Raw genomic sequence first — 20,625 nt, forward strand, 5'->3', positions numbered from 1 at the left:
GTGAGCGTTGTGTCACTGATGGGCGTCGCCGAGGGACGTCGCCGAGGGACAGGGGTGGCTGGCCACCCGGACACGAGGGATGAACGAGATGGCAGCAGCTGCGGTGGATGTGGCCCCGTCGGACGAGGCCGGTGCGGAGGGCGAGCGGGGGGCCGTGGGCGCGGGGCGCGGCTTCGCGCTGACGCTGGTGATCACCGGCTTCGCCGGACTGCTCGCGGCCTGGGTCATCACGCTGGACAAGTTCCACCTGCTCGAGGACCCGGACTTCTCCCCGGCGTGCAGCATCAACCCCGTGGTCTCCTGCGGCAACATCATGGAGAGCGACCAGGCCGAGGTCTTCGGGTTCCCCAATCCGATGCTCGGCCTGGTGACCTACGGCATGGTGATCGCCATCGGCATGGGCCTGCTGGCCGGCGCCAGGTACCGGCGGTGGTTCTGGCTCGGCCTCCAGGCCGGGACGCTCTTCGGGGTGGGCTTCTGTACATGGCTCCAGTACCAGTCGCTGTACGAGATCGGCGCGCTGTGCCTGTGGTGCTGCCTGGCCTGGGTCGCGACCATCGTCATGTTCTGGTACACGACGCTGCACAACGTCCGCCACGGCATCCTGCCCGCGCCCGAGGGCGTGCGGCGGACGTTCGAGGAGTTCCACTGGCTGGTCCCCGCGGTGCACATCGGGATCGTCGGCATGCTGATCCTGACCCGCTGGTGGGACTTCTGGACCAGCTGAGCCGCGGGCGGTGCCTCGGCGGCGTGACCCGTTGTCGGTGGCGTGACTTAGGGTCGGGGGTGTGGAGCCCGACCTGTTCACCGCGGCCGCCGAGGAGCGCGCCGAGAAGGACCCCACCGGGCGGCCGCTGGCCGTCCGGATGCGTCCGCGCACCCTTGACGACGTCGTGGGGCAGCGGCATGTGCTGCGCCCCGGGTCGCCCCTGCGGCGCCTGGTGGGGGAGGGCGGCGGCGGCCCGGCGGGGCCCTCGTCCGTCATCCTGTGGGGCCCGCCCGGCACCGGCAAGACGACGCTTGCCTATGTCGTCAGCCAGGCCACCGACAAGCGCTTCGTCGAGCTGTCCGCCATCACCGCGGGGGTCAAGGAGGTGCGGTCGGTCATCGAAGGGGCCCGCCGCTCCTCGGGGGCGTACGGCAAGGACACGGTCCTGTTCCTCGACGAGATCCACCGCTTCAGCAAGGCGCAGCAGGACTCCCTGCTCCCCGCCGTGGAGAACCGCTGGGTGACCCTGATCGCGGCCACCACGGAGAATCCGCACTTCTCGGTGATCTCCCCGCTGCTCTCGCGCTCCCTGCTGCTGACGCTCGAGCCGCTGACCGAGGACGACCTGCGGGCGCTGCTGCGCAGGGCCGTGGCCGATGAGCGCGGCCTCGGCGGCGCGGTCACGCTGCCCGACGACACCCAGGCGCACCTGCTGCGGATAGCGGGCGGCGACGCGCGCCGGGCGCTGACCGCGCTCGAGGCCGGGGCGGGCGCGGCGCTGGCCAAGGGCGAGAAGGAGATCGGGCTCGCCACCCTCGAGGAGGCGGTCGACCGGGCCGCCGTGCGGTACGACAGGGACGGGGACCAGCACTACGACGTGGCCAGCGCGTTCATCAAGTCCATCAGGGGCTCCGACGTGGACGCGGCGCTGCACTACCTGGCGCGGATGGTGGAGGCGGGGGAGGACCCGCGTTTCATCGCGAGGCGGCTGATGATCTCGGCGAGCGAGGACATCGGCCTCGCCGATCCGACGGCCCTGCCGACGGCCGTCGCGGCGGCCCAGGCGGTGGCGATGATCGGCTTCCCCGAGGCGGCCATCACCCTCGGGCACGCCACCATCGCCCTCGCCCTGGCCCCCAAGTCCAACGCCGCGGTGGTCGCCATCGGCGAGGCGCAGGCCGATGTGCGCGCAGGACTCGCGGGCCCGGTGCCCGCGCACCTGCGGGACAGCCACTACAAGGGCGCGGAGAAGCTCGGCCACGGCCAGGGGTACCAGTACCCCCACGACCTGCCGGGCGGCATCGCGGCCCAGCGGTACGCCCCCGACACGGTGCACGGCAAGCGGTACTACCGCCCGACCACGCACGGCGCCGAGGCGCGCTACGGCGAGGTGCTCGACCGGGTCCGCCGGCGCCTGACCGAGGAGTGACCGGCGAGGCGTCCACTCGGGGCGCGTTGGGGTGCTCGGGCGGTCAGGTCGTCGGGCGGTCAGGGGCTCGGGTGCTCGGTAGGTCAGGTGCTCGCGGCCTCGAAGAGCTGGCGCATCGCGCGGCGGAGCTGGGCGATGTCGCCGACGGGGGCCGGGAATTCGAAGCGGGCGTCGAAGCACGAGGCACCCGCGCGGAAGCGCACCCGCAGCCCGAAGCGGTCGAGGCCAAGCGGCGTGACGGCCTCGGCGCACGAGGCGTTGGTGCCGTCCAACAGCGAGCACAGCGAGCGGAGTTGGGCGCCGTGCGCGGCGGCGAGGTGCTGGAGCAGCTCGGCCTCGTACCGCGCCAGAGGATCGGGGTCCGCCTCGGCCAGCTCGTCCGGCTCGACGTGCGAGCTGCCCCACAGGTCGTCGATGTACGCCTCGCCCGCCTCAAGGCGCAGCAGCGACCAGCCGGGGCCCGGCATCGGCCCGCAGTCGGCGAGCAGCCGCGCGCCCGTGGCGTGCGCGCGGCCCTGCGCGGCCGTCAGCCAGCCCGCCACCCAGCCGCGGCCCCTGACCCGGTGGGGCACGGCGACCGGCGCGATGTCGGTGATCTCCATCACGGCCGTCACCTCGTCATCCCGCGCGTGGGCGGCGGCCCGCGCGGCCGGGCAGGCGTCGGGGACCAGCAGGAAGAGGTCTCCGGTGCCCGCCACCGCGCGCGCCTCCACGACGCTGGGACCCGGTTCACCAGGCTCGGCCTCGGGAATCGACAGCACCGCGGAGGCGTTGGACTCCACCAGGGTGCGCACCCGCTCCGCGGCCGAGGGGCCCCGGGCCTCCTCGCCCGGGCATCTCGCGGGAGCGGGAACTCCGAATCGCGTCATGCTCACTCCTCAGATAAGGTAAGCCTCACCTAACTTACATGAGATGCCCGGAGGTCCGCTCCCCGTGAACCAGTCACGTCCCAAGATCAAGAAGTCACGCGCCCTCGGCATCGCCCTGACCCCGAAGGCGGTCAAGTACTTCGAGAAGCGCCCCTATCCGCCGGGCGAGCACGGGCGTGGCCGCAAGCAGACCAGCGACTACAAGGTCCGCCTCCTGGAGAAGCAGCGCCTGCGCGCCCAGTACGACATCAGCGAGCGCCAGATGGTCCGCGCCTACGAGCGCGCCCGCAAGGTCGAGGGCAAGACCGGCGAGGCCCTCATCGTCGAACTGGAGCGCCGCCTCGACGCGTTGGTGCTGCGCTCAGGGCTGGCCCGCACCATCTACCAGGCGCGCCAGATGGTGGTGCACGGTCACATCGCGGTCAACGGGCGGAAGGTGGACAAGCCGTCGTTCCGCGTGCGCCCGCAGGACGTCGTCACCGTGCGCGAGCGCAGCCGGGCCAAGCACCCCTTCCTGGTCGCCCGCGAGGGCGGCTACGCGCCGGACGGCGAGACCCCCCGCTACCTCGAGGTCAACCTGGAGGCCCTGGCGTTCAGGCTCGACCGCGACCCGCAGCGCCGCGAGGTCCCCGTGCTGTGCGACGAGCAGCTGGTGGTCGAGTACTACGCCCGCTGACCGCCCGGCGACGGCCCGGGCTCCCCGCCGTCCCCGCGGGGGGCCGCGGGGAGCGCGGGCCGCGAGTCGTCGCGGCTCGCGGGCAGCGCCCTCGGCGCGGCGGCCCCCGGGCGCGCGCCCGCGCCGTCCGCGCGGCGTAGCGCCCTGGCCACCGCCCGGTCGGTGTCGAGGCGTTCGCCCTCGCGGAAGCACGCGCGGAAGCGCGTCGCCCCCAGCCGCCGCCGCAGATGGCGCTCGCAGTGGATGTGGGGCGCGTTGAAGTACTCCGAGCCGAACATCCGCATCCCCACCGAGGCCCACACCTTCGCGGCCGCCCCCTGGATCACCGCGGCCTCCGCGGGGTCGCCCTCCGAGGCCGTGATCCCGGCGAGCAGCTCGAGCGCCAGGACCGTGCCGACCAGGTCATGGAACGCGTGGGCCGCGGGCAGCGACGCCTCCACCAGCTCGCGCGCCTCCGCCAGGTCCCCCCGGCTCCACGCCGCGAAGCCCAGGACATAGAGCGCGTAGGCGCGCGCCCAGCGCTCGCCGTGCTCGTCGCACACCCCGCGCGCCTCCTCGCACAGCCGCACCGCCTCAGCCAGGTCCCCCTGGAACGCGATGGCCATCGCCAACTGCGCCTTGCACATCAGCACTTCGCTGTTCAGCTCGCTGATCTCCTCGAAGCGGTCGAGCGCCGCCCGCAGCAGCTTCTCGGCCCGCTGCACCTCGTCGCTGATGAGCGCCAGGCAGCCGCGCCTGTGGTTGCTGTAGGCGGCGGCCCTGGCGTTGCCCGAGCGCTCCGCGCCCTCCTGGCACTCGTGCAACGCCGTCAGCGCCTCCGCCGTGTCGCCCTGGAGCACGGCCACGTAGCCGACCACCCACAGCGCCTTGAGCCTGATCTCCTCCTGGTCGGTCTCCCGCCGCAACGCCCTCCGCAGCCAGTGCCTGCCCTCGCCGAGCCGCCCGCAGCCGATCCAGCAGAACCACAGCGTGCCCGCGAGGTAGAGGCCGAGGCGGCCCTCCTCCTCGTCGTCGAGCGCGAATTCCAGGGCCGCCCTCAGGTTGGGCATCTCGTCCTCGATACGCCGCGCCACCTCCGCCTGGCGCGGGCTGAACCACTCCAGCTCGCACCAGGTGACCAGGCCCGTGCACCAGTCCCTGTGGCGGCGGCGCAGCCGGTCGGCGTCCCCCGTCGCTGCCAGCCAGTCGGCGCCGTACGCCCGCAGCGTGTCCAGCATCCGGTAGCGCACGCCCGACGCGGCGTCCTCCCGGGTCAGCACCGACTGCGCGACCAGCTCGGTCAGCACGTCGAGCACTTCGTCGGCCGGCAGGTCGGGCCCCGAGCACACATACTCGGCCGCCTCCAGGTCGAAGTGGCGGGCGAAGACCGAGAGCCGCGCCCACAGCAGCCGCTGCGCAGGGGTGCACAGCTCGTGGCTCCAGCCGATCGCGGTGCGCAGCGTGTGGTGGTGCGGGGGCGCGCCCCTGTGGCCGCCGACCAGCAGCCTGAAGCGGTCATCCAGGCGGTGCAGCGTCTGGTCGAGCGAGAGCGTCCGCAGCCGGCCCGCGGCCAGCTCGAGCGCCAGCGGGATCCCGTCGAGCCGGTGGCACAGCTCGGCCACCACCGCGTGGTTCTCCTCGGTCACCGCGAACCCGGGCAGCACGGCCGCCGCCCGGTCCGCGAAGAGCCAGGCCGCCTCGCTCAGCGGCGCCAGCTCGCTCGCCTCGCCCGAGCCCGGCGTCGGCGCGGAGAGCGGCGGCAGGGGGTAGAGGCGTTCCCCCGCGACGCCGAGCGGGCAGCGGCCCGTCGCCAGCACCCGAAGGCCCGGCGCCCTGCGCAGCAGGTCGAGCACCAATTCGGCGGAGGGCTCCACCAGATGCTCGAACCCGTCGAGGACAAGGAGCAGCCGCCGTTCGGCCAGCCGCTCGGTGAGCACCGCGCGCGGCGGCCTGCCCGTGTGGTCGGTCAGGCCCAACGCCTCGACCACCGCGTGGTCGAGCAGCTCGGGGTCGCGCACCGTGGCCAGCTCCACCAGCCAGACGCCGTCGGAGAACCGCTCCTGGAGCTGCCGCGCCGCCTGCACCGCGCACCGCGACTTGCCCACCCCGCCGACCCCGGTCACCGTGACCAGCCGCGAGGAGGTCAACTGCCCTGTCAACGCCCCGACTTCGGCGTGACGCCCGATGAACCTCGTGAGCTCGGCCGGGAGGTTGCCCGGGCTGCGGCCGAGCCTCGCCGTCTCCCTGGCTTCGGACTCGGAACCCTGAAAGCCTCGCATGGGACACGCAGCGTACTCGGATGTATGCAGAACGTACAATTGTGGCCGTCGGCCCTTGGCAGGAGCCCGGGGAATGCGGTACAGGCGGGGGAGCGAGGCGCGATAGGGTCGGGTCCTGCCGCCGCCCCCACCCGGGCCGCCGAGCCGGTGAGCGGCGGCCGACCCCGTGTGCGGGGGAGTGGGAAATGACCCGTCCGAGGGAAGCGGTGCGAACGTGTCCGGTGGTGAAGTGGCCGGCCTCCTGGTGGCCGTCTTCTGGGCGATCCTGGTCTCGTTCCTCGCGGTGGCCCTGGTCAGGCTGGCCCAGGCCCTCAGGGCCGCGACCGAGCTGGTCACCAGCGTCACCGAGCGTGCCGTGCCGCTGCTCGGCGAGGCGTCCGACACCGTCCGCTCGGCCCAGGCGCAGCTGGACCGCGTCGAGACCATCACCACCGACGTCCAGGAGGTCGCCGCCAACGCCTCGGCGCTCTCGAGCACCGTGGCCACCACGTTCGGCGGGCCCCTGGTGAAGGTCGCGGCGTTCGGCTACGGCGTGCGCCGCGCGCTGCGCCGCCGGGCCCCCGCGACCCCCGAGGCGCAGGCCGCCCCACGGGCCCGAAGGCTCCCGGGGCCGCGCCGCCGCTCGACCGGAAAGGACTGATCCGCCCGTGTTCCGCCGTGCGTTCTGGTTCACCACAGGCGCCGCCGCAGGCATCTGGGCCACCACCAAGGTCCAGCGCACCCTCCGCGGCCTCGCGCCCGAAAGCCTCGCCGTCAGGGCGGCCGACCGCGCCGCGGCGGCGGGCCACCGGGTGCGCGACTTCGCGCTCGACGTCAGGTCAGGGATGGCCCAGCGGGAGAGCGAGCTGAACGACGCGCTCGGCATCGAGCCCGCGCGCGCCCCCCATGCGCTCCCACCCGCGCCCGCGATCCAGCCCCACCGCCCCCGCCGAACCGAGCGAACCGAACGCCCCGAGCGAACCGAACGCCCCGGACGATCCGAAAAGAGGACCACTGATGGAGTCGGCTGAAATCCGCCGCCGCTGGCTGAGCTTCTTCGAGAAGCGCGGGCACCTCGTCGTGCCCTCGGCGTCGCTGATCGCGGACGACCCCACGCTGCTGCTCGTCCCCGCGGGGATGGTGCCGTTCAAGCCCTACTTCCTCGCCGAGGCCCGCCCGCCCCACCCGCGCCTGGTCAGCGTGCAGAAGTGCGTGCGCACCCCGGACATCGACGAGGTCGGCAAGACCACCCGGCACGGCACGTTCTTCCAGATGTGCGGCAACTTCTCGTTCGGCGACTACTTCAAGGAAGGCGCGATCACGCTCGCCTGGGAGCTGCTGACCAGCTCCGTCGCCGACGGCGGCTACGGCCTCGACCCCGAGCGGCTGTGGATCACCGTCTACGAGCAGGACGACGAGGCCGAGCAGATCTGGCGCGACGTCGTCGGCGTTCCCGCCGAGCGCATCCAGCGCCTCGGGATGGGCCCCAACTTCTGGTCGATGGGCGTGCCGGGACCCTGTGGCCCCTGTTCCGAGATCAACTACGACCGCGGCCCCGAGTTCGGCCCCGAGGGCGGCCCCGCCGTCAACGAGGAGCGCTATGTCGAGCTGTGGAACCTCGTGTTCATGCAGTACGAGCGCGGCCCGGGCGAGGGCAAGGAGGACTACCCGATCCTGGGCGACCTCCCCGCCAAGAACATCGACACGGGGCTCGGCCTCGAACGCCTCGCCATGGTCCTCCAGGGCGTCCAGAACATGTACGAGACGGACACCCTGCGCGTCGTCATCGACAGGGCGGGCGAGCTGACCGGCGTCCGCTACGGGCAGTCCGACGCCACCGACGTCTCGCTGCGCGTGGTCGCCGACCACATGCGCACCTCCGCCATGCTCATCGGCGACGGCGTCACCCCGGGCAACGAGGGCCGCGGCTACGTCCTACGCCGCATCATGCGCCGCGCCATCCGCAACATGCGGATCCTGGGCGCCACGGGACCCGTCGTCGCCGACCTCGCCGACGTCGTGCTGGCCACCATGGGCCAGCAGTACCCCGAGCTGCTCACCGACCGCCGCCGCATCGAAACGGTCGCGCTGGCCGAGGAGTCGGCGTTCCTCAAGACCCTCAAGGCCGGCACCAACATCCTGGACTCCGCCGTCACCGAGACGCGCGCCGCGGGGTCCACCGTGCTCCCCGGCGACAAGGCGTTCCTGCTCCACGACACCTGGGGCTTCCCTATCGACCTCACCCTCGAAATGGCCGCCGAACAGGGCCTGTCCGTGGACGAGGGGGGCTTTCGGCGGCTGATGAAGGAGCAGCGGGAGCGCGCCAAGGCCGACGCCCGCGCCAAGAAGCAGGGCCACGCCGACCTGTCCGCCTACCGGGCCGTCGCCGACGCCGCGGGGCTCTCGGAGTTCATCGGCTACACGCAGACCGCCGCCGAGTCCTCCGTGGTCGGGCTGCTGGTCGACGGCGCCTCGTCGCCCGCCGCCGTCGAGGGCGACGACGTCGAAGTCGTCCTCGACCGCACCCCGTTCTACGCCGAGGGCGGCGGCCAGCTGGCCGACACCGGCCGGATCCGGCTCGAGTCGGGGGCCGTTGTCGAGGTCCGCGACGTGCAGCAGCCGGTGCCCGGCGTCATCGTGCACAAGGGCGTCGTCCAGGTCGGCGAGGTGACGGTGGGCGCCGCCGCGCACTGCCTCATCGACATCCACCGCCGCCGCGCCATCGCCCGCGCCCACAGCGCCACGCACCTGACGCACCAGGCGCTGCGCGACGCCCTCGGCCCCACGGCCGCCCAGGCCGGGTCCGAGAACGCCCCGGGCCGCTTCCGCTTCGACTTCGGCTCGCCCGCCGCCGTCCCCGGCTCCGTGCTCGGCGACGTCGAGCAGAAGATCAACGAGGTGCTCGGCCGCGAGCTCGACGTCACCGCCGAGGTGATGTCGATGGAGGAGGCCCGCAAGCAGGGCGCCATCGCGGAGTTCGGCGAGAAGTACGGCGACCGGGTCCGCGTGGTCACCATCGGCGACTACTCCAAGGAGCTGTGCGGCGGCACCCATGTGCACAACACCGCCCAGCTTGGCCTGGTCAAGCTGCTCGGCGAGTCCTCCATCGGCTCGGGCGTGCGCCGCGTCGAGGCCCTGGTCGGCACCGACGCCTACCGCTTCCTGGCCCGCGAGCACGCCGTGGTCGCGCAGCTCACCGAGCTGGTCAAGGGCCGTCCCGAGGAGCTGCCCGAGCGGATCTCCGGGATGCTGACCCGGCTGAAGGACGCCGAGAAGGAGATCGAGCGCTTCCGCGCCGAGAAGGTCCTCCAGGCCGCGGGCGGCATCGCCGCCGCAGCCCGGGACATCCGCGGCGTCGCCCTGGCCAGCGGGCGCGTTCCCGACGGCACCACCGCCGACGACCTGCGCCGCCTGGTGCTCGACGTGCGCGGCAGGATCAAGGGCGACAGGGCCGCCGTGGTGGCGCTGTTCACCGTGGTGAACGGGCGCCCGCTCACCGTCGTCGCCACCAACGAGGCGGCGAGGGAACGCGGCCTGAAGGCCGGTGACCTGGTGCGCGCCGCCGCCAAGGCCCTTGGCGGCGGGGGCGGCGGCAAGCCCGACGTCGCCCAGGGCGGCGGGCAGGACCCCGCGGCCATCGACGACGCGCTGGCCGCCGTCGAGCGCCAGGTCGGGGACACCGCCTGATGCGACGCGGCAGGCGCCTCGGTGTCGACGTGGGCGAGGCCAGGATCGGGGTCGCCTCGTGCGACCCCGACGGGCTCATCGCCACCCCGGTGGAGACCGTGCCGGGGCGCGATGTCCGGGCCGCCAGGCGGCGGCTTGCCCAACTGGTCGCCGCATACGAGCCGATCGAGGTCGTCGTGGGGCTGCCGCGCTCCCTCCGCGGCGGCGAGGGCCCGGCCGCGGCGCGGGTGCGGGCGTTCGCCGAGCGGATCGCCCACGACGTCGCGCCGGTCCCGGTGCGGCTGGTCGACGAGCGGCTGAGCACCGTCACCGCGACCCGGGGCATGCGCGCCTCGGGCGTCAAGGAGCGCAAGGGCAGGTCGCGCGTCGATCAGGCGGCCGCGGTCGTCATCCTCCAGAGTGCCCTTGAGACGGAGCGCTCCTCGGGCCGCCCGCCGGGGCAGTGCGTCGAAGTGGTTGTCTGATCGCGATACGGTAACGTTCCGCGCGACAGGGCAGTGTTGCGGACTGCGGGGGAAAACGGCTGCCGCCTTGCTTCACAAGGGGTTCGATGACTGAGTATGGCCGGAGTCCCGGCTCCGAACCGTGGCACCCCGACGACCCGCTCTACGGAGAGCAGAACTGGTCGGGCGGGTACGACGGCACGGGTGGCCAGTCCGCGCCGGGCGGCGGCTGGCAGGAGGGGTACGACGCCCAGGCGCAGTACCCGCAGGCGCAGTACTACCCCGGACAGCGGGCGGAGCAGGGCGGCTGGGATACCGGCGACCCCTACTACGCCCAGGGCCAGTACCCGCGGCAGGCCCAGCACCCCCAGCAGGGCGGCTATGGCACCGGTGAGTTCCAGCAGCCCTACGGCACGCAGGAGATGTACCTCCAGCAGGACCCGTACGGGCAGCGGCACCCGCAGCATCCCCAGCAGACCCAGCACCCGCCCCCCTACCAGTCGCAGCAGTCGCAGCAGGCCCAGCAGGCCCAGTACCCGCAGCAGACGCAGGCGATGCCCCCGCAGCAGATGCCGCCGCAGGGCATGCCGCGCCAGCAGTCGGGTCCGGGGCAGGGCCCAGGCGGCGCCGCTCCGGGCGGCCCCTACGACGACCTGGCGGGCCCCGACCCCGAGACCGGCTGGGACCCGGGACCCGACCAGGGCGAACGGGACTTCTTCAGCCGCGACGACGACGATGACGACGCCGACCGCGACGCCCCCACGCGCACGGGCCGCCGCGGCGACCGCCCCAAGAAGCGGCGCGCGGGCTGCGGCTGCGTCGCGATCGCGCTCGTTGTCGTGGGCGGCCTCGGCGGCGTCGCGTGGTACGGCTACGGCTTCTACCAGGACCGTTTCGGCGCCGCCCCCGACTACGCGGGCGAGGGCTCGGGCGAGATCCAGATCGAGATCCCCGAGGGCTCGTCGGTCTCCGCCATCGGCAACATCCTCAGGGAGGCGGGCGTGGTCAGGAGCCATGACGCGTTCGTCCAGGCCGCGGGCGACGACGGCCAGTTGATCCAGGCGGGCATCTACACCCTGCGCGAGCAGATGTCGGCCGAGTCCGCCGTGGCGCTGCTCCTCGACCCCGCGTCCTCCGCCGCCAACACCCTCACCATCCCCGAGGGCGAGCGCGCCTCCGACATCTACGCCCTGATCGACGCGCAGTTGGGCCTGGACGAGGGCGCGACCGCCGAGGTCGCCGAGACCGCGGACATCGGGCTGCCGGAGTGGGCCGAGGGCGACCCTGAGGGCTTCCTCTTCCCCGCGCGGTACGACGTGGGCGAGGAGACCACCCCCGAGCAGCTGCTGACGCGCATGGTCGACCGCGCCGAGGACGAGTTCGCCGAGATCGACCTGGAGGGCCAGGCGGCCGAGCTTGACCGCACCCCGCGCGAGATCCTGATCATCGCCTCGCTCATCCAGGCCGAGGCGCAGGAGGACGAGGAGTTCGGCCAGGTCGCGCAGGTCATCTACAACCGGCTCGAGCTGCCGATGATGTTGCAGTTCGACTCGACGATCAACTACGCGCTCAACCGCGATACCCTCGAGGTCTCCTACGAGGACACCGAGCTCGACTCCCCCTACAACACCTACCAGGTGGATGGACTTCCGCCCGGCCCCATCGACAACCCAGGGCACCAGGCGCTCGAAGCGGCGCTCAACCCCACCGAGGGCGACTGGCTCTACTTCGTGACCGTCCGCCCCGGCGACACCAGGTTCACCGCCGACCACGACGAACACGAGCAGAACGTCAGGGACTTCAACGCCGCCCAGGCCGAGGAGGGGGAGGGCTGATGGGCGACCCACCGGCGGAACGGCACGCCGCGGTCATCGGCTCGCCCATCGCGCACTCCCTCTCCCCGGTCCTGCACCGGGCCGCCTACCGCGCGCTCGGCCTCGACACGTGGGACTACGGGCGTTTCGAGATGGACGAGCGGGGCCTGCCCGGGTTCATCGAAGGGCTGGGCCCTGGCTGGGCCGGGCTCTCGCTGACCATGCCGCTCAAGCGCGCCGTGCTCCCGCTGCTCGACGAGATCAGCGAGACCGCCGCGTCCATCGAGGCCGCCAACACCGTGGTCTTCGGCGACGACGGGCGGCGCCGCGGCGACAACACCGACGTCCCCGGCATGGTCCGGGCTCTCCGCGAGCGCGGCCTGACCGAGGTGGGGGGCGCCGCGATCCTGGGCGCGGGCGCCACCGCGGCCTCGGCCGTCGCCGCGCTCGGCCAGGTCTGCACCGGCCACATCACCGCGTATGTGCGCAGCGACGAACGCGCCCGCGAGATGCACGGCTGGGGCGAGCGCCTGGGCATCCCCGTGCGCACCGCCGCGTGGTCCGATGCCGAACGCGCCCTGACCGAGCCCCTGGTGATCGCCACCACCCCGGCCGGCGCCACGGACGGCCTCGCGGGCGCGGTGCCCGAGCGCCCCGGCGTGCTGTTCGACGTGCTCTACGACCCCTGGCCCACCGCGTTGGCCGGCGCCTGGACCCGCAGGCGCGGCCATGTCATCGGCGGCCTCGACCTCCTGGTGCACCAGGCCGTGCTCCAGGTCGAGGCCATGACCGGCATCGCCCCCGCGCCCGTCAGGCAGATGCGCGCCGCGGGCCGCGCGGCCCTCGCCGCCCGCTGAGCGAGACCGCCGTCTCGCGACGCAGACGGCGGACGGGCGCCGCTCGCGGACGTGGCAGGATCGGCGGTGGTACACCGTCCGGTCGAGGAACATTGAGGAGCACCGTTGAGCAGGCTGCGCTGGCTGACAGCGGGAGAGTCGCACGGACCGGCCTTGGTGGCCACGCTCGAGGGGCTGCCCGCCGGGGTCCCGATCACCACCGACATGGTGGCGGACGCCCTGGCCCGGCGTCGGCTCGGCTACGGTCGCGGGGCCCGGATGAAGTTCGAGCGCGACGAGGTCACCTTCATCGGCGGCGTCCGGCACGGCCTCACCCTGGGCTCGCCCGTGGCCATCATGGTCGGCAACACCGAGTGGCCCAAGTGGGAGCAGGTCATGGCCGCCGACCCGGTGCCGGACGACGTGCTCGCCGGGCTCGCGAGGAACGCCCCGCTGACCCGCCCGCGCCCCGGCCACGCCGACCTGGCGGGCATGCAGAAGTACGGCCTGAACGACGCCAGGCCCATCCTGGAGCGCGCCTCCGCGCGCGAGACGGCCGCCCGCGTCGCCCTCGGCACCGTCGCCCGCTCGTATCTGCGGGAGACCGTCGGCGTCGAACTCGTCTCGCACGTCGTGGAGTTGGGCGGCGCGGCGGCCCCGGGCGGCCTGCTGCCACGCCCCGAGGACACCGCGCGGCTCGACGCCGACCCGGTGCGCTGCCTCGACCCCGAGGCGAGCGAGGCGATGGTGGCCGCGATCGACCAGGCCCACAAGGACGGCGACACCCTCGGCGGCGTCGTCGAGGTGGTCGCCCACGGCGTGCCGGTGGGCCTGGGCTCCCACGTCCACTGGGACCGCCGCCTCGACGCCCGCCTCGCCGGGGCGCTCATGGGCATCCAGGCCATCAAGGGCGTCGAGTTGGGCGACGGGTTCGACCTGGCCCGGGTGCCGGGCTCGCTCGCCCACGACGAGATCGTGCCGGGCCCCGACGGCGTCCGCCGCGCGTCCGGGCGCTCGGGCGGGACCGAAGGCGGCCTGTCCACCGGCGAGTTGCTGCGCGTGCGCGCCGCGATGAAGCCCATCGCCACGGTGCCGAGGGCGCTGGCCACGGTCGATGTCGCGACCGGCGAGACGACGCGCGCGCACCACCAGCGTTCCGACGTGTGCGCGGTCCCGGCCGCGGGGATCGTCGCCGAGGCGATGGTCGCGCTGGTGCTCGCGGACGCCGTCGCCGAGAAGTTCGGCGGGGACAACGTGACCGAGACCCGCCGCAACGTGACCGGCTTCCTCGACAACCTGGAGATCCGGTGACCGCCCCAGCGCCCGGCCGCGGGCCCGCCGTCGTGCTGGTCGGGCCGCCCGGCTCCGGCAAGTCCACCGTCGGCGCGCTGCTGGCCGAGCGCCTCGGCCGCACCCTGCGCGACACCGACCGGGACATCGAGGAGGCGGCGGGCAAGGCGATCCCCGAGATCTTCCTCGACGACGGCGAGCCGCGCTTCCGCGAGCTCGAGGCCGCCGCCGTCCGCGCCGCCGTCACCGGGCACGACGGCGTGGTCGCGCTGGGCGGCGGCGCCGTGCTCGACCCCGGCACCCGCGCCCTGCTAACGGGCCTGCCCGTCGTCTTCCTCGACGTCGCGCACGGGGAGGCCGTCCGCCGCGTCGGCCTCGACGCCGCCCGCCCGCTGCTCGCCATGAACCCCAGGCAGCAGTGGCGCACGCTCATGGAGCAGCGCCGCCCGTTCTACACCGAGGTCGCCCGCGCGGTGGTGCAGACGGCCGACCTGACCCCCGGCGAGGTCGCCCAGGCCGTTCTCGACGCATTGGAGCTCACGACCGCATGACCACCACTTCCGCCCAGGGCGGCCGCATCCCCGCCGCGACCCGGATCACGGTCGGCGGCAGCGCGGGCACGGCGCCCTACGACGTGCTGGTAGGGCGCCGCCTCCTCGGCGAGCTGCCGGGACTCATCGGCACCACGGCACGCCGCGTCGCGGTGCTGCATCCCGAGGCGCTCGACGAGACCGGCGACGTGGTGCGCCAGGACCTCGCCGACCAGGGTTACGAGACGATCGCCGTCCAGCTGCCCAACGCCGAGGAGGCCAAGACCGCGGGCGTCGCCGCGTACTGCTGGAAGGCGCTCGGGCAGTCGGGGTTCACCCGCACCGACGTCATCGTGGCGGTCGGCGGCGGCGCGACGACCGACGTGTCGGGCTTCGTGGCCGCGAGCTGGCTGCGCGGCGTCCGCTGGATCGCCGTGCCGACCACCGTGCTCGGCATGGTGGACGCGGCCGTCGGCGGCAAGACCGGCATCAACACCGCCGAGGGCAAGAACCTGGTGGGCGCCTTCCACCCCCCGGCGGGCGTGCTGTGCGACCTGGCCGCGCTCGACTCCCTGCCGGTCAACGACTACGTCTCGGGGCTCGCCGAGATCATCAAGGCCGGATTCATCGCCGACCCGGCGATCCTCGAGCTGATCGAGGCCGACCCCGGGGCGGCCCGCCACCCCGAGGGGCCGCACACCGCCGAGCTGATCGAACGCGCCATCCGCGTCAAGGCCGGGGTGGTGGCGAGCGACCTCAAGGAGTCGGGCCCGCGGGAGATCCTCAACTACGGCCACACCCTCGCGCACGCCATCGAGAAGAACGAGCGCTACTCCTGGCGGCACGGCGCGGCCGTCTCCGTCGGCATGGTCTTCGCCGCCGAGCTCGGCCGCCTCGCGGGCCGCCTCGACGACGCGACGGCCGACCGGCACCGTGCCGTTCTCGCGTCCGTCGGCCTGCCGGTGACCTACCGCGGCGCGCCATGGGAGCGGCTGCTGGAGACGATGCGGGTGGACAAGAAGTCCAGGGGCGACCGGCTGCGCTTCATCGTGCTCGACGGGCTGGCCCGCCCCGCCGTCCTCGAAGGGCCCGACCCGGCCCTGCTGGTCGCCGCGCACGCGGAGGTGGCCGGATGAGCCGCCGCGTCCTGGTGCTCAACGGGCCCAACCTCGGCCGCCTCGGCTCCCGCGAGCCCGACGTCTACGGCTCGACGTCCTACGCCGGGCTCGTCGAGCGCTGCGCCGCGCTTGGCGATGAGCTCGGGCTCGACCCCGAGGTCAGGGAGACCAACGACGAGGGCGAGCTGATCCGCTGGCTGCACGAGGCCGCGGACGGCGCGCTGCCCGTGGTGCTCAACCCCGGCGCGTTCACCCACTACTCCTACGGCCTGCGCGACGCTGCGGCCCAGCGCACCGCCCCGCTCATCGAGGTGCACATCTCCAACCCGTACCGCAGGGAGGAGTTCCGTCACACCTCGGTGATCGCCTCGGTGGCCAGCGGCACGGTCGCGGGCTTCGGCATCGGCTCGTATCTGCTGGCCCTGCGGGCGGTCGCCGACCAGCTCGCCGACTGAAGCAGCCCAGGGCGGCACTGTCCGGGCTCCCCAGGCGTTCACGACAACGAAAGGCCCGACCGGTACGGTGTGTCAGGCCCGAAGGGACGCACGAGCCGCCGCGCCGTGCGCTGAGATGACGGACATGGGGATCGGATGCAACAGCCCGGTGGGATGCCCGTGCCACCCCCGGCTCCGTTCGACGGGGGGGCTCCAATCGACGGGGGGGCGACCGGGCACGTCAGGCTGCCGCCAGGCAGCGTGGTGCCCGCGCCCACCCCGGCGCCGGGCGCCGCGGCGCCCGACATCGCGCACGCCGGGGTGGCGGTGCTGCTGATCGGCCCCGCGGGGGCGGGCAAGACGACGGTGGCGAGGTTCTGGGCCGAGCGCAGACCCGTGCCCACGGCCCACATCAGCCTCGACGACGTGCGCGAATGGGTGCGTTCGGGGTTCGCCGACCCCCGCTCGGGCTGGGACGACCGCTCCGAGGCGCAGTACCGCCTCGCGCGCCGCACGTGTGGCTTCGCCGCACGGAACTTCCTGGCCAACGGCATCTCCTGCATCCTCGACGACGCCGTCTTCCCCGACCGCCCCGCCGTGGGCCTCGGCGGCTGGAAGCGCCATGTGGGCCCCGGGCTCATCCCGATCGTGCTGCTGCCGGGGCTCGACGTCGTCCTGGAGCGGAACGCCGCGCGCACCGGCACCCGGCGCCTCTCCGACGAGGAGGTGGCCACGATCCACGGCCGCATGGCCGGGTGGTACGGCTCGGGCCTGCCCATCATCGACAACTCCAGGCACGACGTGGCGACCACCGCGCGGATGCTGGACGACGCGGTGGCGCGCAGCCTGTCCCACCCGCCGCAGTGGTGACCCGTCGGTGACCCGTCGCGCTCGTCCGGACGTGTTCAGGCGGCCGAAGAGGCGCGGGCCCGCATAGGCTCGGTCCATGTCCGAGGTTCACGCGGCCCGACGGTCACGGCTGCGGACCCGCTGCTCGCCAGCGGGCGGTAGCGTGGCCGCCCTCGTCTCCCTGCCGGCCAACGTCCGCTACCTGGCGGGCTGCGCCCCCGAGGGGGCCGTGCTGCTCGTGGGCCCGTCGGGCGACGACGTGCTGCTTGGCCACTGGGACCACGGCGGCGACCCCGCGGGCCCGCCGCCCACCGAGGACCAGGGCCTGCGCGTGGCGCCCCTTGGCGGGGAGGCCGACCCCGCGGTGGCCGCCGCCGAGCTGGCCGCCGAGGGCGGTGCCGACACCCTGGCCGTCGAGGAGCACCACCTGACCGTCGCCCGCCACCGGGCCGTCGCGGCCGGTGTGTCGGGGCTCGGGCTCGTCGACCTGGAGTGCGCGGTGGAGCGGCAGCGGCTGGTCAAGGACGAGGAGGAGATCGCGGCGCTGCGGGTGGCCGCCGAGATCACCGACAGGGCGCTGGGGGAGCTGCTCGAGTCGATCCTGGTGGGCCGCACCGAGCGCCATCTCGCGCTGGAGCTGGAACGCCGCCTGGTGGACCATGGCGCGGACGGCCCGGCGTTCCCCACCTCGGTCGCCACCGGCAGCCACTCGGGCCTGGCCGGGCACCGGCCCACGGACCGGCGGGTGGAGGAGGGGGACTTCCTGACCGTGTGCCTGGGCGCCCGCTTCCGCGGGTACCGCTGCCGGATCGGGCGGACGTTTGTCATCGGGACCAGCCCCGACGACTGGCAGATCGAGCTGTACGAGGTCGTCTTCGCCGCTCAGCGCGCCGCGCGTGAGGCGCTGGCCCCTGGCGCGGAGTACGCGGCCGTCGACCGGGCCGCGCGGGACGTGCTCGACGCCGCGGGGCACGGCACGGCGCTCGGCCCGGTGACCGGGCGCGGGGTCGGCCTGGAAATCGGGGAGGACCCTCGGTTGTCCCCCGCGGCCATGGGTAGACTGGGCCCTTGCGTGCCGGTCACCGTCGAGCCGGGGGTGCATCTTCCAGGCCGGGGTGGTGTCCGGATCGATGACACGCTGGTCGTCCGCTCACCCGCGGACGGCGGACCCGAGCTACTCACCATCACGACCAAGGAACTCCTCGCCCTCTAGGGCGTGTTCCGGAATACGCCTGGCCCTTCCCGGGCGGCCGGGGGGGACCTCGGTCACCGCAAGCAGCAGTCGGTAGGAGAATCCGCAACCGTGGCCACCACCAACGACCTCAAGAACGGCATGGTGCTCAAGCTCGACGGGGGCCAGCTGTGGTCCGTCGTCGAGTTCCAGCACGTCAAGCCCGGCAAGGGCGGCGCTTTCGTGCGCACCAAGCTCAAGAACGTACTCTCCGGCAAGGTGGTCGACCGGACCTTCAACGCCGGCACCAAGGTGGACACCGCCACCGTGGACCGGCGGGGCATGCAGTTCTCCTACAAGGACGGCAGCGACTTCGTGTTCATGGACACGGAGACCTACGACCAGCTGCACATCACCCCGGATACCGTGGGCGAGGCCGCCAACTACCTGCTCGAGGGCCAGGACTGCACGGTCGCCATCCACGAGGAGAACCCCCTCTTCGTGGAGCTGCCCGCCGCCGTCGAGCTGGTCATCGAGTACACCGAGCCTGGCGTCCAGGGCGACCGCTCCACGGGCGGCACCAAGCCCGCCAGGCTGGAGACCGGGTACGAGATCGGCGTGCCGCTCTTCATCACGACCGGCGAGAAGATCAAGGTCGACACCCGCTCCGGCGAATACCTCGGCCGGGTGAACAGCTAACCGTGGCTGCCCGCAGCAAGGCCCGCAAACGTGCCCTGCAAATCCTCTTCGAGGCCGACCAGCGCGGCGTGCCCGCCACCGATGTCCTCGCCGACTGGGCCAGGCTGGCCCTCACCGACGACCGGCAGCCGCGGGTCAGCGACTTCACCCGTCAGCTGGTCGAGGGCTACGCCGGGCACACCGCGCGCATCGACGAGCTGATCGCCCAGTACACCGTCAGCTGGCCGATCGACCGCATGCCCGTGGTGGACCGCAACATCCTGCGGCTCGCCACGTTCGAGCTGATCTGGCAGGACGAGACGCCCGACGCCGTGGTGCTCGACGAGGCGGTGCAGCTGGCCAAGGAGTTCTCCACGGACGACTCACCGGCCTTCGTCAACGGCCTGCTCGGCCGTCTGAAGGACCTGAAGCCCACGCTTCGCCGCTGACGACGCGATGCTCCCACGAGGGGGTGGCGGGCCGCACCGGCCCACCACCCCCTCGGCCGCTCTCGGCGAGGACGCCTTAAGACTCCTCGGCCTGCACCGCGCGCCGCGCGTCCGCGCCCAGCACGCCCCAGCTGATCAGCTGCTCGGTCAGCACCGAGGGCGACTGGTCGTAAATCACGGCCAGCGTGCGCAGGTCGTCCTGGCGGATCGACAGCACCTTGCCGTTGTAGTCACCGCGCTGGCTCTGGATCGTCGCGGTGTACCGCTGGAGCGGCCCGGCCTTCTCGCTGGGCACATGGGCGAGGCGCTCCAGGTCGAGGACGAGCTTGGGCGGCGGCTCGGCGGCGCCCCCCGGGGTCGAGCCGGGCAGAAGCTCCTGCACCGGGACCCCGTAGAAGTCCGCCAGCTCCGCGAGGCGCTGCACGGTGACGGCTCGGTCGCCGCGCTCGTAGGAGCCGACGACGACCGCCTTCCAGCGGCCCTGCGACTTCTCCTCGACCCCATGGAGCGACAGACCCTGCTGGGTGCGGATGGCCCGGAGCTTGGCCCCGAGCTGTTTGGCGTATTCGCTGGACATGTGTCTCCCCGGAACGGCTGCTTCGTAACTCACTGTGAGGTTACGCAGCGTAATAAGTCTCGTCAAGCCGGGGGCGGGGACCATGCCTCTGACCTGTAGGAATGCGGAGCGTGCCGGTGACCCTGGTAGGGTCGGGGCGTTCGACCGACGTCCTTTAAGGCCCGTCCCGTGAGGCGGGGAAGGAGGTCCGCACTTCCATGGACTCAACGCCCGACACCCAGCCCTCCGTGCCCGCCCCCTCCGCGGCGGCGCGCACCGTTCTCGAGGGCCCCGACATCGCGCGGGCCCTCACCCGCATCGCCCACGAGATCGTCGAGCGCGCCAAGGGCGCCGACGACGTGGTGCTCCTCGGCATCCCGACCCGTGGCGTCTTCCTGGCCCGACGGCTGGCCGACAAGCTGCGCCGGATCACCGAGCTCCCGCTTCCCGTGGGCTCCCTCGACATCACGATGTACCGGGACGACCTGCGGCTGCGCCCGGCGCGCGCCCTGGCGCGCACCGACATCCCCGGCGAGGGCATCGACGGGCGGCTGGTCGTCCTGGTGGACGACGTGCTGTTCTCGGGGCGTACCATCCGCGCCGCCCTCGACGCCCTGGGCGACATCGGCCGCCCCAGGGCGGTGCAGCTGGCGGTCCTGGTGGACCGCGGCCACCGCGAGCTGCCGATCCGCGCCGACTACGTCGGCAAGAACATCCCCACCTCGCTGCGCGAGACGGTCAAGGTGCAGCTCACCGAGGAGGACGGCCGCGACGGCGTGCTGCTCGGCGTGCGCGAGCCCGCCCCGTCCGGCGAGCGGTAGCCCTCTTCGCCGCCCCGGATCCCCGCACG

Annotated in this window: 21 protein-coding genes; 18 read left to right on the top strand and 3 right to left on the bottom strand. The window is 73.4% G+C overall.

Translation table 11 applies throughout. The features are described from left to right. Positions 1-88: 88 nt before the first annotated feature. Positions 89-727, top strand: coding sequence for a vitamin K epoxide reductase family protein (locus tag DEH69_RS01605; RefSeq protein ID WP_113685130.1), 639 nt, complete (start codon positions 89-91; stop codon positions 725-727). Between the two features lie 61 nt (positions 728-788). After that, positions 789-2,138 (top strand): replication-associated recombination protein A, encoded by a 1,350-nt coding sequence (locus DEH69_RS01610; protein ID WP_113685034.1) that lies wholly within the window; start codon positions 789-791, stop codon positions 2,136-2,138. Positions 2,139-2,221: 83 nt separating this feature from the next. Here DEH69_RS01610 and DEH69_RS01615 read toward each other — a convergent pair whose 3' ends face one another. Next, the gene (locus DEH69_RS01615) at positions 2,222-3,007 is read right to left on the bottom strand and encodes a DUF2470 domain-containing protein (RefSeq protein WP_113685035.1); all 786 of its coding nucleotides are present in this window, start codon (positions 3,005-3,007) and stop codon (positions 2,222-2,224) included. 43 nt (positions 3,008-3,050) lie between these two features. Between DEH69_RS01615 and rpsD the strand changes: the two genes are divergently transcribed. After that, the gene (rpsD, locus tag DEH69_RS01620; RefSeq protein WP_113685036.1) at positions 3,051-3,683 is read left to right on the top strand and encodes a 30S ribosomal protein S4; all 633 of its coding nucleotides are present in this window, start codon (positions 3,051-3,053) and stop codon (positions 3,681-3,683) included. Here the strand turns inward: rpsD and DEH69_RS01625 are convergent. Beyond that, the gene (locus DEH69_RS01625; protein WP_113685037.1) at positions 3,671-5,941 is read right to left on the bottom strand and encodes an AAA family ATPase; all 2,271 of its coding nucleotides are present in this window, start codon (positions 5,939-5,941) and stop codon (positions 3,671-3,673) included. The two genes, rpsD and DEH69_RS01625, sit on opposite strands and share 13 nt — an antisense overlap. A gap of 214 nt (positions 5,942-6,155) precedes the next feature. On the opposite strand from DEH69_RS01625, the gene DEH69_RS01630 reads away from it, so the two are divergent. The 14 genes from DEH69_RS01630 (at position 6,156) to nusB (ending at position 19,219) form a co-directional block, all read left to right on the top strand. After that, positions 6,156-6,581 (top strand): DUF948 domain-containing protein, encoded by a 426-nt coding sequence (locus tag DEH69_RS01630; protein WP_113685038.1) that lies wholly within the window; start codon positions 6,156-6,158, stop codon positions 6,579-6,581. Between the two features lie 7 nt (positions 6,582-6,588). Next, the gene (locus DEH69_RS31925; RefSeq protein ID WP_220131158.1) at positions 6,589-6,951 is read left to right on the top strand and encodes a DUF6167 family protein; all 363 of its coding nucleotides are present in this window, start codon (positions 6,589-6,591) and stop codon (positions 6,949-6,951) included. Next, the gene (gene alaS, locus DEH69_RS01640; protein WP_113685039.1) at positions 6,938-9,607 is read left to right on the top strand and encodes an alanine--tRNA ligase; all 2,670 of its coding nucleotides are present in this window, start codon (positions 6,938-6,940) and stop codon (positions 9,605-9,607) included. The genes DEH69_RS31925 and alaS overlap by 14 nt, the downstream gene beginning before the upstream one ends. Next, positions 9,607-10,071, top strand: coding sequence for a Holliday junction resolvase RuvX (gene ruvX / locus DEH69_RS01645; protein ID WP_113685040.1), 465 nt, complete (start codon positions 9,607-9,609; stop codon positions 10,069-10,071). Before alaS ends, ruvX begins: the two co-directional genes overlap by 1 nt. A gap of 86 nt (positions 10,072-10,157) precedes the next feature. Continuing rightward, positions 10,158-11,885 carry an endolytic transglycosylase MltG gene (mltG, locus tag DEH69_RS01650; RefSeq protein ID WP_113685041.1) on the top strand — a complete coding sequence of 576 codons (1,728 nt, stop codon included), beginning with the start codon at positions 10,158-10,160 and terminating at the stop codon, positions 11,883-11,885. Next, complete coding sequence (locus DEH69_RS01655; RefSeq protein WP_113685042.1) at positions 11,885-12,721, top strand: shikimate dehydrogenase; 837 nt, start codon at positions 11,885-11,887, stop codon at positions 12,719-12,721. The genes mltG and DEH69_RS01655 overlap by 1 nt, the downstream gene beginning before the upstream one ends. A 105-nt stretch (positions 12,722-12,826) precedes the next feature. After that, positions 12,827-14,011 carry a chorismate synthase gene (aroC, locus tag DEH69_RS01660; protein ID WP_113685043.1) on the top strand — a complete coding sequence of 395 codons (1,185 nt, stop codon included), beginning with the start codon at positions 12,827-12,829 and terminating at the stop codon, positions 14,009-14,011. Next, entirely contained in the window at positions 14,008-14,541 is a 534-nt protein-coding gene (locus tag DEH69_RS01665; RefSeq protein WP_113685044.1) for a shikimate kinase, read from the top strand. Before aroC ends, DEH69_RS01665 begins: the two co-directional genes overlap by 4 nt. Then, complete coding sequence (gene aroB, locus DEH69_RS01670) at positions 14,538-15,656, top strand: 3-dehydroquinate synthase (RefSeq protein ID WP_113685045.1); 1,119 nt, start codon at positions 14,538-14,540, stop codon at positions 15,654-15,656. Before DEH69_RS01665 ends, aroB begins: the two co-directional genes overlap by 4 nt. Next, on the top strand, positions 15,653-16,093 hold the full coding sequence (locus tag DEH69_RS01675) for a type II 3-dehydroquinate dehydratase (RefSeq protein WP_113685046.1): 441 nt from the start codon (positions 15,653-15,655) through the stop codon (positions 16,091-16,093). Before aroB ends, DEH69_RS01675 begins: the two co-directional genes overlap by 4 nt. 153 nt (positions 16,094-16,246) lie before the next feature. Continuing rightward, positions 16,247-16,942, top strand: a complete 696-nt coding sequence (locus tag DEH69_RS01680; protein WP_113685047.1) for an AAA family ATPase — start codon at positions 16,247-16,249, stop codon at positions 16,940-16,942. A gap of 76 nt (positions 16,943-17,018) precedes the next feature. Continuing rightward, on the top strand, positions 17,019-18,134 hold the full coding sequence (locus tag DEH69_RS01685; RefSeq protein ID WP_113685048.1) for a M24 family metallopeptidase: 1,116 nt from the start codon (positions 17,019-17,021) through the stop codon (positions 18,132-18,134). 90 nt (positions 18,135-18,224) lie between these two features. Beyond that, positions 18,225-18,791: an elongation factor P gene (efp, locus tag DEH69_RS01690; RefSeq protein WP_113685049.1), complete on the top strand. Its 567-nt coding sequence runs from the start codon at positions 18,225-18,227 to the stop codon at positions 18,789-18,791. A gap of 2 nt (positions 18,792-18,793) precedes the next feature. Then, the gene (nusB, locus tag DEH69_RS01695) at positions 18,794-19,219 is read left to right on the top strand and encodes a transcription antitermination factor NusB (RefSeq protein WP_113685050.1); all 426 of its coding nucleotides are present in this window, start codon (positions 18,794-18,796) and stop codon (positions 19,217-19,219) included. 76 nt (positions 19,220-19,295) lie between these two features. Here nusB and bldD read toward each other — a convergent pair whose 3' ends face one another. Next, on the bottom strand, positions 19,296-19,796 hold the full coding sequence (gene bldD, locus DEH69_RS01700; RefSeq protein WP_113685051.1) for a transcriptional regulator BldD: 501 nt from the start codon (positions 19,794-19,796) through the stop codon (positions 19,296-19,298). Between the two features lie 197 nt (positions 19,797-19,993). Here bldD and pyrR point away from each other — a divergent pair, with 197 nt between their 5' ends. Beyond that, entirely contained in the window at positions 19,994-20,596 is a 603-nt protein-coding gene (gene pyrR / locus DEH69_RS01705) for a bifunctional pyr operon transcriptional regulator/uracil phosphoribosyltransferase PyrR (RefSeq protein WP_113685052.1), read from the top strand. Positions 20,597-20,625 lie beyond the last annotated feature (29 nt).

The organism is Streptomyces sp. PT12 (genome assembly GCF_003311645.1).
In the GTDB taxonomy this organism is placed as follows: Bacteria; Actinomycetota; Actinomycetes; order Streptomycetales; family Streptomycetaceae; genus Streptomyces.